The following is a 15873-nucleotide window of genomic DNA, read 5'->3' on the forward strand; positions in this document are numbered from 1 at the left end:
CCCTGTGAATACAAATACTTGGCAACATGCTGACCCAGAGATGGCTCTTCACGGCAGAGAGGTCATACATACACTAACCACAGCAGGCCACGAAGCTTATTGGGTCGGTGGCTGTGTGCGGGATGAGCTATTAGGACGTGCTATTCATGATATGGATCTGACCACCTCGGCTGAACCTGAAGAGGTCTTAGCGCTATTCCCTCATGTTATTCCGACAGGAATCCAGCATGGGACGGTAACGGTCATGCAGGATGGTCATGCGTTCGAGGTGACCACTTTTCGTACGGAAAGCGGTTATACCGATCACCGCCGTCCGACGGAAGTATCCTTTGTGAAGGACATCCGTGAGGATCTGATGCGGCGCGATTTTACGATGAACGCAATCGCGATGGCTGAACATGGGGAGCGAGTGGACCCGTTTGGAGGGGAAGCAGATTTGCGAGCCTCTCTCGTTCGTTGTGTGGGACGAGCTGAGGAACGTTTTGAGGAGGACGGGCTGCGAATGCTGCGCTGCATCCGTTTTGCCTCTGTATTTCGGTTCCGAGTGGCCTACAATACTTGGAAAGGTATGACTCGTCGCAGAGAGGGACTTAGATACATAGCCATGGAACGGGTGCGAGTCGAGTTAGAAAAGATGCTAGCGGGACCTGATCCATTACGTGGGCTGGAGATGCTGGGTCGTAGTGGATTGCTGGGCTGTACGAAGGTTCCGGTTCCCTGGGAACAATGTGACGCACAGGCGCTCCAGGAGATCGTGCAGCTGCCAGCAGAGCTGCGGTGGGGTTTGCTCCTTATGTCTTGTAGACTTAGCTCAGAGGCAGCGGACGAGCTTTTAAGAGCTTGGACTTTCTCCAACGCTGTACGTCTACGTTTGGTTCATTTATTGGAATGGGAGACTGAGCTCATCAGTCATGCTGTTGCCCTAGCTGGCAACTCAGTTTCGAGGGATCCTGACCGTATCAACGATGAGGAATTACGTCGTAGCTGGATTCGATTGTTAATTAAGCTGGGAAAGGACACAGCTTCAGACTGGCTGGAGCTTCACAAGACACTGCCTTCTTCGTTCCGTGGATTACCGCCATGGGTAGAAAAGCATGTGAAGAAAATTGCCGAACTGGCAAACTCGTGGACTCAGCAGGCAGGAGTCGTTCGGATCAAGGATTTAAATATTACTGGAAATGAACTGGTTCAGGCAATGAATCGACCAGGTGGACCTTGGCTGGGACAGATGATGGAACGGCTTTTACAAGCGGTCGCTTGCGGAGATATCCCGAATGAAACAGAAACATTGCTTCAGGAAGTGAAACGGGTGATGAGTAGTGAATAATCATGAAAGATTGTTAGGCATACTGGAGGAAGGTTCATCCGATTACGTATCCGGGGAGGAGATTAGCCGACGACTGTCGGTTAGTCGTACAGCGGTATGGAAGCAGATCAACAAACTGCGTGAGCTGGGTTATAATATCGATGCCTCCTCACGTCGGGGCTATCGGCTGATCTCTCAGCCAGACCGGCTGGAAGTCTCCAAATTGGCAGGTATGTTAACCACTCAATCGTTTGGTCAGCGTATCGTTATTCTGGACTCAACAGTATCCACTCAGCAGGATGCAATGCGTTTGGCAGAAGAGGGTGCGCTGGAGGGAACGTTAGTGCTTGCGGAGGAACAAACGGCAGGTCGGGGACGTCTGGGGCGGAAATGGTATTCCCCTCGCGGCAAAGGTATCTGGATGAGCATTGTATTGCGCCCCACCCAGCCCTTGGCCTTTACCCCCCAGCTAACGCTGTTAACAGGCGTGGCGGTGTGTAGGGCTATTCGCCGACTGACGGGTGTAGAGGCAGGCATCAAATGGCCCAACGATCTGCTGATTCATGGTCGCAAGGTATCCGGTATTCTGCTGGAATCTGCAACAGAGGATCAACGGGTTCGGTACTGCATTGCAGGGATTGGCATTGACGTTAATTTGAATGTAGAAGATTACCCGGAAGAGTTATCCCATGTAGGGACATCTTTGAAAATAGAGGCAGGGCTTGAAATTGACCGTACTGCGCTGATTGCTGCTGTTTTGGAAGAAATGGAGCAGCTAAGCAAGCTATATGCCGATCAGGGGTTCCAGCCTATAGCCATGCTGTGGGAGGCGTTATCCGTGACGATGAACCGCAGCGTACGGGCACATACGGGACAAGGGATGGCGGTAGAAGGTACAGCGGTTGGCTTGGACCCTTCAGGAGCACTTGTAATTGAAACGGACCACGGTGAGCGAATCCAGGTCATATCAGGGGATATACATTTGTAGAAGCGACCCTAGCTGAGCATACGACCACAATCTTTCTGTTTCCTGTGTAAAACTTCACGTGAAAAAGCTGATATTTTTTGTTATACTGTGCAGGAGGCGGCATCGGACGGTCCGAGCTGCACTCCAAGGGCACATGCTCTACTTTAGTAAGTTTGTAAGACCATCATAACTTCATTTGAAGGTTACGTTGGATTCTGCTCTGAGCCGAACAGGACCGAGACAGAAGGGACGATCTCAAAATGAGTGTCTTTTTTGGCTGTTCGGACCTTTTGATGACGCAGATGTACAGGCGTTCATAAAAGGTTATTTTTTGTGCCAAAAAAAGATGGAAGGGAGCCATTCACAATGGCAGGAAAACAAGCACTGAATATTGTAAAAATGAAAAAAATGAAGCAAGAGGGCATTCCGCTCAGTATGCTGACCGCCTATGATTATCCATCGGCAAAAATAGCCGAGGAGGCGGGAATTGATATCATTCTCGTGGGTGATTCGCTGGGTAACGTAGTTCTTGGTTACGATTCGACCATCCCAGTGACCCTGGATGATATGGTGTACCATTCCCGGACAGTGGCAAGAGGCGCCGAGCATACGTTCATCGTAGCGGACATGCCTTTTATGACATATCACGGCAGCATATCTGAAAGTCTTCAAGGCATCCGTCGTCTGATGCAGGAAGGACATGCGCATGCTGTTAAATTGGAGGGCGGAGCTGAAATTGCCGATGTCGTAAAAGCGACTGTTCAGGCAGGTGTACCTGTGCTAGGACATATCGGACTTACTCCGCAATCGGTTAATCAGATTGGCGGTTATCGCATTCAAGGTAAGGACGAAGCAGACGCACGCCGCTTAATGGCTGATGCCAAGGCGTTAGAGCAGGCGGGTGCCTTTGGTATTGTACTGGAATTGGTGACTGAGGAAGTGGCAACGGCGATCTCTAAAGAACTTTCCATTCCAACCATTGGAATCGGTGCAGGACGTGGATGTGACGGTCAGGTACTTGTTTATCACGATCTAATTCAATATGCATCGCCATATTTCAGTAAACGTTTTGTTAAAACCTATGCCGATGTAGGCGGCTTGATCCGCAGCAGCATTGAGCAGTATGTGAGCGATGTGAAAGGGCGGGCATTCCCGGCCGCAGAGCATGTGTTCAGCGCGGATGATCGCGTTGTGGAGTCCCTGGAGTCCTTGTACGGTCAGGCAAAAGGACAAGCGCAGGAACAAGCTAAGGAAAAGGTGGAATCACAGTCATGATCATCGTAAGAGAAGTGGCTCAACTGCGTAAGGTTATTGCCGAGCGTCGGCAGCTTGGGGCCAATGGAGCAAAAATGCTACACGATTCTGCCTCTGTACAACAACATAAAGTCGGCTTTGTACCAACAATGGGATACCTGCACGAAGGGCACGCGAGCTTGATGCAAAAGGCGCGTGAAATGGCAGATACGGTCGTGCTTAGTATTTTCGTTAATCCAATTCAATTTGGACCTACCGAGGATTTGGACAGCTATCCTCGCGATGAAGCTCGTGATCTGGAAGTAGCACGGCGCGAAGGCGTGGATATTGTCTTTTTGCCGACTGTAGCAGAAATGTATCCACAGCCAACTCAAACCAAAATTCGCGTATCCGCTTTGACAGACCGCTTGTGCGGCGCTTCCCGTCCTGGCCATTTTGATGGTGTGACTACAGTGGTAGCCAAGCTGTTTAACATGGTAGGTCCTGATTTGGCCTTCTTTGGCATGAAGGATGCGCAACAGGTTGCTGTGCTTCAACAAATGGTGACTGATCTTAATATGAATGTGACCCTCATACCTTGTCCTATCGTTAGAGAGGCCGATGGTTTGGCCCTTAGCTCCCGTAATGTCTATTTAAGTGCGGAACAGCGAGAGCAGGCGTTAGTGCTGTCCCAGTCACTGCGCAAGGTGCAAGAAGTGAGCGAAGATATTGTACAGAACACCATTACGATTGAGCAGTTGCATCAAATGGTGAAGTCGACCATTACCTCATCTCCTTTGGCAGATATTGACTATATTGAAATATTAACATTTCCTGGCCTGGAGCCCCTTCGCCCTGAGCAGCGCCTATGTGATGTGCAAGAAGACGTCATTGTTGCGCTGGCTGTAAAATTTGGGAATACCCGACTGATTGATAATATAAGAATACAGAAAGTGGAGGTACTTTCCCATGTTTAGAACTATGATGAAATCAAAAATTCACCGCGCGACGGTTACCGAAGCTAACCTGAACTACGTGGGAAGTATTACCATAGATGAGGATTTAATGGAGACATCGGATCTACTGGAGAATGAAAAGGTTCAAATTGTAAACAATAATAATGGAGCTCGACTGGAAACCTATGTGATCCCCGGACCGCGTGGGAGCGGCGTGATTTGTCTCAACGGTGCGGCAGCCCGTCTGGTCCAGCCCGGTGATACAGTCATTATTATTTCCTATGCTTCCATGTCAAATGAAGAGGCCAAAACATACAAACCAACTGTGGTATTTGTGGATGAACATAATAAACCAGCCCAAACGATGAACAAGGAAGTACATGCAACGATCATGTAATGAATGGGAATGCGGATGAAACCCGTCTTTTAAGCGAAAAATGTGAGTGTATTAATCCATCTTTCGTAAGGGCGGGATGCACATGTTCCAGCATGTATTCGCAGAAATGAACAGCATGTTAGATGATATCGTGAAGCATTACCCATCAGCCCAGGGCCCCCGCAGACAGGAGCTGCTACAGCACTGGAGTCTGCTGCGGAGAATGAGTGACGGAATTATGGATGAGTGGCTGGCCTTTGAGGAAAAAATGGTTTACCTGCGTGCAGCAGGATTTTCTGCAGAGGCCGACATGTCTGACGCTGAGCTGCCTGAAAAGGAGCTACCGGCATTTAACAGGGGGCAGGGGTATTATCGCTTACTTATGTACCCGGAGGCAATCCAGCAATTTGAGCAGGTGCTACAGCATTTTCCGAACAGCTGGCAGAGTCACATGTATATGGGAATGGCTCATTTTCAACTGGATGATCCAGCAGAGGCTATAAGCCAGTTTCAAAAGGTGCTGCACCTGACTGAACAGCCAGGGCTAAAAGCGGTCATCTATAATGCGCTGGGTTGTTTGATGGCAAAGCAGGCTGACGTAAAAGAGGCGCAAAAATATTTTGCTCTCGCGCATCAGTTCGATCCAACGTTGCCCGAGCCACTGCACAATATGCAAGCCTGTTTGTCCGGTGTCGAAAAGCTTCGCTACGACAGCTCCATGTTGACCTGGATGTAGTTGTCAGACACCGAGTAAGACGATGCATGCCCACCTCCTTAGGCGGCGTGTGCATCGTCTTTTTTGGCTGTCTTAATTTCCAAACAGGCAATCTTCTGCTATGCTATTATACAGAGTTATTATTATTGTATGTGTCATAAGAAAGGATTAAGCTCGAATGAAATTTGCGGTATTGGATTTTGAAACGACAGGCACCCAGTCCGCGGATGACATCATTCAAGTCGGACTTGCAATTATAGATCATGATAACAGCATTTCCCGTGTTTACGGCTCTTATGTAAACCCTGGCAGATCTATTCCACCTTTTATCACCGGATTGACCGGAATTACAGACGATGACGTCAAGGATGCACCTGCACTCGAAGAAATGATGATGGAGCTCGTGCCTATGCTGGACGATGTCGTACTCGTCGGTCATAACGTGGCGTTTGATTTTAATTTTTTGCAAAGCGCTTTGGACCGGTGTGGATATTTACCTTTTAGCGGTAGGATTTTGGATACGATGGATTTTCTGAAAATTATGTTTCCATCGTTAACTTCTTATCAGTTAGGTTTTGTTTCCTCAGAGTTTGGGCTGGCGCATGACCGCCCTCATCAAGCAGACAGCGACGCGTTGGCTACGGCTGAGGTGTTTTTAAAGTGTCTGGGTGAGCTTCAAGCACTGCCTCTGATAACGATACAGCGGCTTAGCGATTTGTTCGCAGAGGAAGACAGCGACCTGGGTTGGTTTCTTGACGGCATACGAGAAGAGAAAGAGCTAGATCCTATTCAGGATTTGGAGAAACATCAGTTTTTTCGTCAGCTTGCGCTTAAAGTGGAAGATTGGACTGAACTGGCTGCTCCACGCAGAGAAGATGATCCGAATCCACTGTCAGGCGTTTCCTTTGAGCAGTATATGGATGATGTACGGGACAATTTGCGTTCATCCTTGAGCCAATATGAGGAGCGCGAGGCGCAGATACAAATGATTGAGGGTGTAAATCAAGCCCTGAGTCAAGATAAGCATTTGTTGATTGAGGCGGGTACAGGAACAGGGAAGTCCCTGGGCTATTTGCTTCCGTCACTGTATCACAGTGTAAAATATGGGCAGAGGGTCACCGTAAGCACGCATACCATTAATCTGCAGGAGCAATTGCGAGAGCGTGATATTCCGATGCTGACCAAAGTGATTCCGTTCCCGTTCCGGGCTGCCATCTTTAAGGGACGGGGGCATTATTTGTGTCTGCGTAAGTTTGAACATAAAATAAACAGAAGAGACTTCGCGACACCAAAGGAAGACTTGATTACAGCTGCTCAAATGATTGTCTGGCTGACTCTGACAGAAACCGGTGATGATGAGGAACTAAACCTGAGCAACCGTGGAGGGGATTTTTGGGAAACGGTTGCTAGTGATTCCGAGTCCTGTCTTGGTCGTTCTTGTCCATGGTTCCGCAAATGCTACTATCATCGTGCACGTCATGAAGCTGGAACAGCGGATGTGGTTATAACGAATCACTCCAAGCTGTTCACCGACGTCAAAGCAAGTCATCAGTTGCTGCCTAGCTATGAACACTTGGTGATTGATGAGGCACATCATCTAGAGGAAGTAGCTGGTAAGCACCTGGGCATGCATATGAAATATTTCACACTCGTGCATACGCTGACTCGATTGTTCAAGGACAGCAAGAATGGGCAATTGCCTTCGTTACGTCAGCAGTTGGCAAAGTCGGGGCATGAGAAGTCGACGGAATGGGCCTCGGTCATTGATCAGTTGTACCCACTTGTGTTAGAGGTTAAGGAAACTTGGGACCTACTAAGCGATAAGCTGTTTGGCATGTTACCAGAGCGAACTGATGCCACACCAGGTGAAACGGGGCAATTTTCTTCGCGTCTCAAACCGTCAGCCAAGCCTGCAAAGTGGGATCAGGCGGCGGCATTGGAAAATCAGCTTTATGTAACATTGAGCGAAATTTTGCGCAAGGGCGACAAGCTGATGCTGGATGTCAAGGAAGAACATGACGATTATGCGGCGGATAGTCTCATTACAGATATCACGGGTCTGCTTAAGGATTTGGCGGGGATTAGGGAAAATTTGCGCTTCTTTATACGACTCGATGATGAAACAACCGTATATTGGCTTGAAGCGAGTGGACAATTCCGTAGTAAATCATTGCAATTTTATGCGGTGCCCGTCGATGTGAGCCGCCAGTTGAAAGAAATGTTTTTTGACAAAAAAAGAAGTATTATTCTGACATCTGCTACTTTATCGGTAGATAAATCGTTTCAGTACATGACCGATCAACTCGGCTTGCAGGAGGCCGCAGATCAAGGACGATTAATGACGTCACAGCTCCCATCACCCTTTAATTACAGGGATCAGGTGTTGCTGGTCATTCCGCGAGATTTTCCGAGTGTGAAGGGCAGTGTAGGAGATGCACATTTTGTAGAGATGCTCGTTAGCTCTCTAGGAGCGACTGCCCAGGCGACGCGGGGGAGAATGCTCGTTCTGTTTACTTCCTATCGGATGCTCCGGCAAGTGTATGAGCCGCTCAAAGAGGCGTTAGCGTCCAGCGATATTACCGTGTTAGGACAAGGTGTGGACAGTGGGAGTCGCAGCAAGCTAACCCGCCGTTTTCAGGAAGCGAAAGCTTCTGTATTGCTGGGAACCAGTAGCTTCTGGGAAGGCGTCGATATTCCAGGGAAAGCTTTGACTTGTCTGGCTATCGTTCGCTTGCCGTTTCAACCGCCTAACCACCCGTTACTGGAGGCCAAAAGCGAGTTGCTCCAGCAGCAGAAGAAGAATCCATTTATGAAGCTGTCTGTACCACAAGCAGTTATTCGCTTCAAACAGGGTTTTGGGCGATTGGTACGTACAGCGAGCGACCACGGAGTCGTCATCGTTTACGATACGCGTGTGATCGAATCCTATTATGGAAAGCACTTTTTGTACTCGTTACCGGGACCAAAAATGGAGCATATGCCATCGGAGCAAATGGTGCCCCGCATCGCCGAATGGCTCCAATCCGCCCCGGAGACAGAGGCACAACGGACGGACACTTAAAGTCCGTTACAATTAGGGGGAGCAAGTATGAAATCAGATAAAATTTCAGAGGCTGTCGTACGGAGATTACCCGTATATTTACGTTATCTGAATGCACTGCACAAACGGGAGGTGGCTACGGTCTCTTCTCAAGAGCTGGGACAGAGGTTAGATTTGAATCCGGCCCAAATTCGTAAAGATCTTGCCTATTTTGGCGATTTTGGTCGGAAGGGCATCGGTTACGATGTTTCTTATCTAATTGAGAAAATACGCCATATCCTGAAAATCGACCAGCAAATTAATGTAGTATTGGTCGGAGCAGGTAATCTGGGTCAAGCCCTATCGAACTATAATGCTTATTTAAAAGACAATATGAAGATTGTGGCGGTTTTTGATGCGTTCCCGGATAAGGTTGGGACCAGAATCAATACTTTGGTCGTACAGCCGATGGATGAACTGGAAGCGACTGTGAAAGAAAAAAATATACGAATCGGGATTATTACTGTACCTGATTTTGAGGCACAGCACGTAGCTGATAGGCTGATTGAGAGTGGAATTGGAGCGATTTTGAACTTTGCACCTATCATTCTCAAGGCACCGGCTAACATTCGGATACATGCCACAGACTTTACAACTGATTTGCTTAGCCTCGCTTATTATCTGGAGGACGGAAAGGAAGAAGCACAATATGACAGTGAATAAATGGATGATTAAAAACGGCTCGTTTGCCGTGAATGGACCCGAGGCTGGGGTAATCCATGGTTTTATGATTGTGGAGGATAGCCGTATTACTTACATTGGCGAGACTTTGCCTGCGGGTGAGGAAGAGACAGAAGCAATCGACGGCAAGGGGTTATTGTTTTTACCTGGTCTGATCAATACTCATGGTCATGCGGCGATGTCTCTGCTGCGAGGGTATGGAGATGATTTGGCACTTCAAGTGTGGCTTCAGGAAAAAATGTGGCCTATGGAAGCCAAGTTTACATCTACGGATGTGTACTGGGGAACTTCTTTGTCAGTGCTGGAAATGCTGAAAGGTGGAACCACGACTTTCCTGGATATGTACGATCATATGGATGAGGTGGCTCGTGTAGCTGAAGAGTCGGGCATTCGTGCAAGCTTGATGCGTGGAGCCATTGGACTCTGTTCAGAAGAAGAACAGCGGATCAAGCTAGCTGAGGCCGTGACTTTTGCGCGTAACTGGCATGGAAAAGCAGACGGACGTATCACAACAATGATGTCTCCTCATGCCCCATACACATGCCCGCCTGCGTTTATTGAGAAATTTGTTCAAGCAGCACATGATCTCGATTTACCATTGCATACGCACATGTCCGAGACGATCGCCGAAGTTGAACAAAACGTACGCGACTACGGCTTGCGTCCAGTTGCACACTTAGATAAGCTTGGCTTTTTCTCCCGTCCTTCACTTGTTGCCCACGGCGTTCACTTGAACGACGAAGAAATAGCTTTGTTAGCGGAACGAGGTGTGGCGGTATCGCATAATCCAGGCAGCAACTTGAAGCTGGCAAGTGGTGTAGCTAGAGTGCCTGAATTGCTGCGTGCAGGAGTTACTGTTTCACTCGGAACAGATGGTCCTGCCAGCAATAATAACCTGGATATGTTCGAGGAAATGCGTCTGGCGGCACTCATTCACAAGGGAGTATCTGGCGACCCAACGGCAGTTCCTGCAAATGAAGCACTACGTCTGGCAACAGAGTATGGTGCAAAGTCGATTGGTTTAAAAGAGGTAGGAGCGCTGGCAGCAGGCAATAAGGCTGACTTTATCGCGCTAGATCTGGATCAGGCCCATTTCTTGCCGCGTACAGATCTTATTTCTCATGCCGTATACTCTGCAAGTGCCAAAGACGTGGCTCATGTGTGGGTAGACGGTCGTCAGGTTGTGAAAAATGGCGAATGCCTGACGATGGACGAGGAACGTATCAAACATGAGGCACAAGCCGCCTTTGAAGGGCTGCTGTCGCGCTAATTTAGGTGTCACATCCCCTTAGAGAGGAAGCACAGGTTTGAAAAATAAGAAGAAATGGATAGCGGTCGCCATTTTGGCCGTAATACTGATCCTGGTCAGCATTTTCTGGTATTATTCGTATGTTACTCAAGACCAGGTGGCTGAGAAAAATGCCGCTATCATGAAGGCCAAGCAATCAGGTGGTCTGGTTAGCACGACTCAGACATGGAAGTCTGTGTGGGATCAGATATATTGGGTAGTTCAAGGAAAAAACGCACAGAATGAAAATATAATGGTATGGGTTCCTTTTCAAAAAATGGAGGGGAAACCTAACATACCTGCGGCAGATCCAAGCGGTGTTCATACCGAGCTGATGAAAAACGGAGTCGACGAGCAAAAAATGACAGCGATAATTCAGCAGCAACTTCCAAATGCAAAAATTGTAAGGCTCCAACCGAGTGTGTTCAATGGCGAATATGTATGGCAACTGTTTTACGATGATGAAAGCCATCACAACTATACCTTTTACCGTTTCTCAGATGGAGCATCGACGGGGATAAAGTATACTTTGCCTAATTACTAGCGCGATGTTAAGAGTGTGGATCGGTGGCTTGGGAGTACCCAAGAAGCGTTAGGAGCGCTGCGTAGTCCATTTGATCTTACGATCGCTTCGCTTCTGCAGATTCAAGTGTTCCACTCCGCTGGCTGACAGCTATGGGGCCACTCCAAATAACTTTTATACTCAGTCTATATAGCTTGGAATGATTGAAAGTATTAGAAAAAGACGCAAATACGATTTAATTCGTATTTGCGTCTTTTTACTTAATGCTCCGCAAAGCTGGACTAAAAGCCAGAAGCATCTTTTTGCCTTATCACAACTCCTCCACACATTGCCTTCGATATTAGATTTACGTTATGATATACTATATTTTATAAGTGATAGACAAAAATGATAGATAAATGAGTTGCTGATCATTATAAGATCATGCAATTTGGTTGTTTGTTGACATTCGTCCCGTTTCTTCTGGGTTTTACATTTTGAGAGGAGGATGTTGTTTGAAATTGCGTGCAGTTCCTATTGTGGTGGCGGCCGTTTTGGCAGCCTTGTTAATGTTTGGAGGATGGTTCATTTACCGGCAGGTTACAATGCAAAGTCCTCTGGAAAAACTGGTATCTCAATATCCAGGCGTGACAAGCGCTCAAATAGATATTAAACAGGATCAGGTGGTATTGAAACTAGATCTCAAACCGCAGGCGGATGTGGCCGGATTAGTCGATGTGGTTAAGCAAAAAGGGCAATCCATCATTGGCAGCCGCACCATTAAGCTGGATATCGCAGATCGTTCCAATTCAGCACTGAATCAATGGTGGTCTGAGGCTATGTTTCCTGTAGCCGAAGCGATGGAAAATAAAAAGTATACTCAAATTTCATCTACAGTTGAGCAGATGAAAAAGAAAAAGACAGGTATCAAGGCTGATACCGATATGGATTCGAACAATGTCTATATCCGACTCAGCGAAGGCAATGCGACGAAGTTTATCGTTTTGCCACGTCAATCTCAGCAAATGGGGGTATGGCCTAATGCCTAGATGGATCAAGGAAATATTAATCGGTATTGTGCCGGTGGCCATTATATTTCTCGTTTTTATTGGGGTGAATATTATCCCTCTTCTTGTTGCGGGCGTGATGCTCAGTGGCTTGTTAATGCTCATGCATGCTCGTGGCGGCTTGGCCGTAGGTGCCGGGCAAGAGCGCAAACGTAAAAAAAATGGTCCGGACAAGCTGACTTTTGAGGAAATTGGTGGACAAGAAAGCGCTAAACAGGAATTGCGTGAAGCCTTGGATTTTTTGAATCGTCATGATGAAATTTCCAAGTTTGGCATTCGTCCATTGAAAGGCGTTTTGCTTACAGGCCCTCCGGGAACAGGGAAAACGCTGATGGCGAAAGCAGCTGCACACTATACCAATTCAGTGTTTGTTGCAGCTTCAGGCAGTGAATTTGTTGAAATGTACGTAGGTGTTGGTGCAGGTCGTGTCCGTGAGTTGTTTCGGGAGGCTCGCACTCGTGCAGCCAAGGAAAAGAAAGAAAATGCAATCATTTTTATTGACGAGATTGATGTTATTGGCGGTAAGCGTGAGGGTGGACAGCAACGAGAATATGATCAGACTTTGAATCAGTTGCTGACAGAAATGGATGGCATTTATTCGGCAGATACGCCACGGATATTGCTCATTGCGGCAACAAACCGTAAAGAAATGCTGGACAGCGCCTTAACGCGTCCAGGACGTTTTGACCGTCATATTCAAGTAGACTTGCCTGATAAGAAGGGCCGTCTTCATATCCTTAAAATTCATGCCAAAAACAAACCGATCCAGGAAGATGCTAATTTGGACAAAATTGCAGAGGAGTCTTACGGTTTTTCCGGTGCACAGTTGGAGAGCGTCATGAATGAAGCAGCCATCTATGCAATGAGACAGGATCAGCAAATGATTGCGCAAAGTCATCTGTCCATGGCAATTGACAAGGTGATGATGGGTGAGAAAACAGACCGAGAATCGACATTCGAAGAGAAAAAACGTGTAGCGATTCACGAGCTGGGACATGCTATTATGGCTGAAATCGTCCGTCCTGGTAGTGTAAGTCAAGTGGCGCTCAGCCCGCGTGGGAAAGCGCTCGGTTACGTGCGTCACAACCCACAGCAAGAGCATTATTTATATACCAAGCAGTACCTGGAGGAGCAAATTATGATCTCGCTTGCAGGTGCTACAGCAGAAGAAATGTACTACGGCGGTCGAAGTACTGGTTCAAGTAATGATTTTGAGCAGGCACTGAACATCGTTCATACGATGATGACTTCCGGTTTAACTTCTCTTGGGATTATTAACATGGAAATGGTTACAAAAGAGGAACTCATGCGGGAAAATGGCGAGATTATGAATGACCTGCATAACCGCACTTTGGAGTTGTTGGAAAAGCATCGTCCTGTGTTCGACAATTCTCTTGACATCTTGATGAAGGAAGAAACGCTATCCGGAGATCAATTTAGATGTCAATTTAGTGAAAATGCTTTATTACCAGCATAATTTTTTATGCTGGTTATTTTTTTTTACTTTTAGTCCGTGCTAAGATATTATTATCTATTGGGACATAAACATGTATTTTTCGACAAAGAAGGATACAATATATGAGAGTGACCAGGAAAGGGTGGAGTTAAGAACCATGCAATTTAAAAAAATCGGCGTCATTGGCGGCGGCACCATGGGACAAGGTATTTCTGAAATGCTTGCGTCCAAAGGAATCGATGTGCTGCTAGTAGAGCAGACACCAGAGAAACTAGACTACGCTTATAATATGATTGAAACAAGTCTAGATAAGCAACTGGAAAAGTGGGCAATTACCCAAGCAGAGAAAAAACTGATTTTATCTCGCATTGAAAAAGTATCCCATCTGGCGGAGCTCGCTAGCTGTGATATGGTCATTGAAACCATTACAGAGAATCTGGATGAGAAGAAAGTTGTTTTCCAAGAGCTGGATCATGTATGTCCAAGCAACATCATCCTTGCAAGTAATACATCCACGCTGAGCCTGACCGAGCTTGCCAGCTCGACCAAGTATCCAGAGCGTGTTATTGGTATGCACTTTATTTATCCAGTATCCCGTATTGATCTTGTAGAAATTATTCGTGGTTTGAAAACTTCAGATGATACCTTTGAAAACACGAAAATGTTCGTGGAAGAAATCGTGGAGAAAAAAGGAGTCATGATTTATGAATCTCCTGGCTTTGTAACTAGCCGGATTATCTGTCTGCTGATTAACGAAGCAGCTCATGTACTTCAAGAGGGCGTAGCTTCTGCCGAAGATATCGACGATGCTATGCGTATCGGCTACAACTTCCAAAACGGTCCTTTGGAAATGGCTGACCGCTTTGGTCTGGATTCTGTTTTGGCGGCTCTGGAGCGGATGTTCCGTGAATTTGGCGAACTGAAATACCGTCCGTCCATCGTCCTGAAGAAAATGGTACGTGCAGGTAATCTGGGCGTGAAATCGGGCGAAGGCTTCTTTAAGTATGACAAGGATGGTGACCGGATATGAAAATCCTCGTAATCAACGCAGGGAGTTCTTCCCTGAAATACCAATTGTATGATATGACGGACGAGTCCGTTTTGGCAAAAGGATTGGTAGAGCGCATCGGTATGGACTCTTCGATTCTGACGCATAAACCAACCAATAAGGAAGAATACACTGAAGTTAGCGAAATTTTGGAGCATACTACTGCCATCCGTAAAGTACTGAATGCACTCACAGATGCAGAGCATGGTGTTATCTCCAGCATTAGCGAAATTCAGGCTGTGGGCCATCGTGTGGTTCATGGAGGCGAAATTTTCAAACAGTCAGCGCTCGTAACTCCTGAAGCGAAGAGTGAAATCCGTCGCTTGTTCGACCTGGCTCCACTGCATAACCCAGCATCCATGATGGGGATTAAAGCGGCTGAATTGAATATGCCAGAAGTACCGCAAGTTGTGGTATTTGATACTTCGTTCCATCAAACCATGCCAGAAAAAGCTTATATGTACGCCATACCGAGAGTGTTGTACAATAAGTATAAGGTTCGTCGTTACGGTGCACACGGCACTTCCCATGACTTTGTAAGTAAGGAAGCTGCCAAATTTGTCGGCCGTCCTTTGGAAGACTTGAAGATCATCACTTGCCATATCGGTAATGGTGGTAGTGTAACAGCAGTTCAAGGCGGTTTGTCTGTAGATACTTCCATGGGTATGACTCCACTGGAAGGACTTATGATGGGTACTCGTAGTGGTGATTTGGACCCAGCAATCGTGCCTTATGTCATGAACAAAGAAGAATTGACTGTCAATGAAGTCAATTCCATGCTGAACAAGCATAGTGGACTTCTAGCTATTTCTGGTATCAGCAGTGATATGCGTGAAATCACTGAAGGTATGGAAAAAGGCGAAGCTAATTCTACATTGGCATTTGAAATGTATGAATACCGTCTGCGCAAGTATATTGGTTCGTATGCTGCCGCAATGAACGGAGTAGACGTAATTGTATTTACAGCAGGCGTAGGCGAGAACTCCATCGTTCTGCGTAAGAGAGTGTTGGAACAACTGACATTCCTCGGTATCGAGCTGGATGAATCATTGAACGCTATTCGTTCTGGCGAGATTCGCCGGATTACAACTGCAAATTCAAAGGTAGAAGTACTGATCATTCCAACAAACGAAGAACTGGTAATTGCCCGTGACACGTTCCGTCTGGTTCAGTAGTTCGGTCCGTAAGTGTAAACTTTA

At 46.9% G+C, this 15873-nt stretch carries 14 protein-coding genes; all 14 read left to right on the plus strand.

The genetic code is table 11. The annotated features are described in order from the left end of the window. Nucleotides 1-4: 4 nt before the first annotated feature. Complete coding sequence (locus MMB75_RS04425) at nt 5-1327, plus strand: CCA tRNA nucleotidyltransferase (protein WP_016822184.1); 1323 nt, start codon at nt 5-7, stop codon at nt 1325-1327. Then, nucleotides 1320-2294: a biotin--[acetyl-CoA-carboxylase] ligase gene (locus MMB75_RS04430; protein WP_016822183.1), complete on the plus strand. Its 975-nt coding sequence runs from the start codon at nt 1320-1322 to the stop codon at nt 2292-2294. The genes MMB75_RS04425 and MMB75_RS04430 overlap by 8 nt, the downstream gene beginning before the upstream one ends. A 345-nt stretch (nt 2295-2639) precedes the next feature. After that, nucleotides 2640-3548, plus strand: a complete 909-nt coding sequence (gene panB, locus MMB75_RS04435) for a 3-methyl-2-oxobutanoate hydroxymethyltransferase (RefSeq protein ID WP_016822182.1) — start codon at nt 2640-2642, stop codon at nt 3546-3548. After that, a complete protein-coding gene (gene panC / locus MMB75_RS04440; protein ID WP_031461658.1) occupies nt 3545-4483 on the plus strand; it encodes a pantoate--beta-alanine ligase in 939 nt (312 codons plus the stop codon). The genes panB and panC overlap by 4 nt, the downstream gene beginning before the upstream one ends. Next, the gene (panD, locus tag MMB75_RS04445; RefSeq protein WP_013371641.1) at nt 4476-4859 is read left to right on the plus strand and encodes an aspartate 1-decarboxylase; all 384 of its coding nucleotides are present in this window, start codon (nt 4476-4478) and stop codon (nt 4857-4859) included. The genes panC and panD overlap by 8 nt, the downstream gene beginning before the upstream one ends. A gap of 82 nt (nt 4860-4941) precedes the next feature. Further along, nucleotides 4942-5574: a tetratricopeptide repeat protein gene (locus MMB75_RS04450; protein WP_016822180.1), complete on the plus strand. Its 633-nt coding sequence runs from the start codon at nt 4942-4944 to the stop codon at nt 5572-5574. Between the two features lie 157 nt (nt 5575-5731). Then, nucleotides 5732-8614, plus strand: coding sequence for an ATP-dependent DNA helicase DinG (gene dinG / locus MMB75_RS04455; RefSeq protein ID WP_031461657.1), 2883 nt, complete (start codon nt 5732-5734; stop codon nt 8612-8614). 27 nt (nt 8615-8641) lie between these two features. Further along, nucleotides 8642-9295 carry a redox-sensing transcriptional repressor Rex gene (locus MMB75_RS04460; protein WP_016822178.1) on the plus strand — a complete coding sequence of 218 codons (654 nt, stop codon included), beginning with the start codon at nt 8642-8644 and terminating at the stop codon, nt 9293-9295. Then, nucleotides 9282-10583, plus strand: coding sequence for an amidohydrolase (locus MMB75_RS04465; protein ID WP_016822177.1), 1302 nt, complete (start codon nt 9282-9284; stop codon nt 10581-10583). Before MMB75_RS04460 ends, MMB75_RS04465 begins: the two co-directional genes overlap by 14 nt. Before the next feature lie 37 nt (nt 10584-10620). After that, complete coding sequence (locus MMB75_RS04470; protein ID WP_019687843.1) at nt 10621-11145, plus strand: cell wall elongation regulator TseB-like domain-containing protein; 525 nt, start codon at nt 10621-10623, stop codon at nt 11143-11145. Between the two features lie 473 nt (nt 11146-11618). Beyond that, nucleotides 11619-12152 carry a hypothetical protein gene (locus tag MMB75_RS04475; RefSeq protein ID WP_016822175.1) on the plus strand — a complete coding sequence of 178 codons (534 nt, stop codon included), beginning with the start codon at nt 11619-11621 and terminating at the stop codon, nt 12150-12152. After that, on the plus strand, nt 12145-13647 hold the full coding sequence (locus MMB75_RS04480; protein ID WP_031461654.1) for an AAA family ATPase: 1503 nt from the start codon (nt 12145-12147) through the stop codon (nt 13645-13647). Before MMB75_RS04475 ends, MMB75_RS04480 begins: the two co-directional genes overlap by 8 nt. A gap of 136 nt (nt 13648-13783) precedes the next feature. Then, nucleotides 13784-14656, plus strand: coding sequence for a 3-hydroxyacyl-CoA dehydrogenase family protein (locus MMB75_RS04485; protein ID WP_013371631.1), 873 nt, complete (start codon nt 13784-13786; stop codon nt 14654-14656). Further along, nucleotides 14653-15849 (plus strand): acetate/propionate family kinase, encoded by a 1197-nt coding sequence (locus tag MMB75_RS04490; RefSeq protein WP_013371630.1) that lies wholly within the window; start codon nt 14653-14655, stop codon nt 15847-15849. Before MMB75_RS04485 ends, MMB75_RS04490 begins: the two co-directional genes overlap by 4 nt. Nucleotides 15850-15873 lie beyond the last annotated feature (24 nt).

It is taken from the genome of Paenibacillus sp. P2(2022), assembly GCF_029522175.1.
GTDB lineage: Bacteria > Bacillota > Bacilli > Paenibacillales > Paenibacillaceae > Paenibacillus > Paenibacillus polymyxa.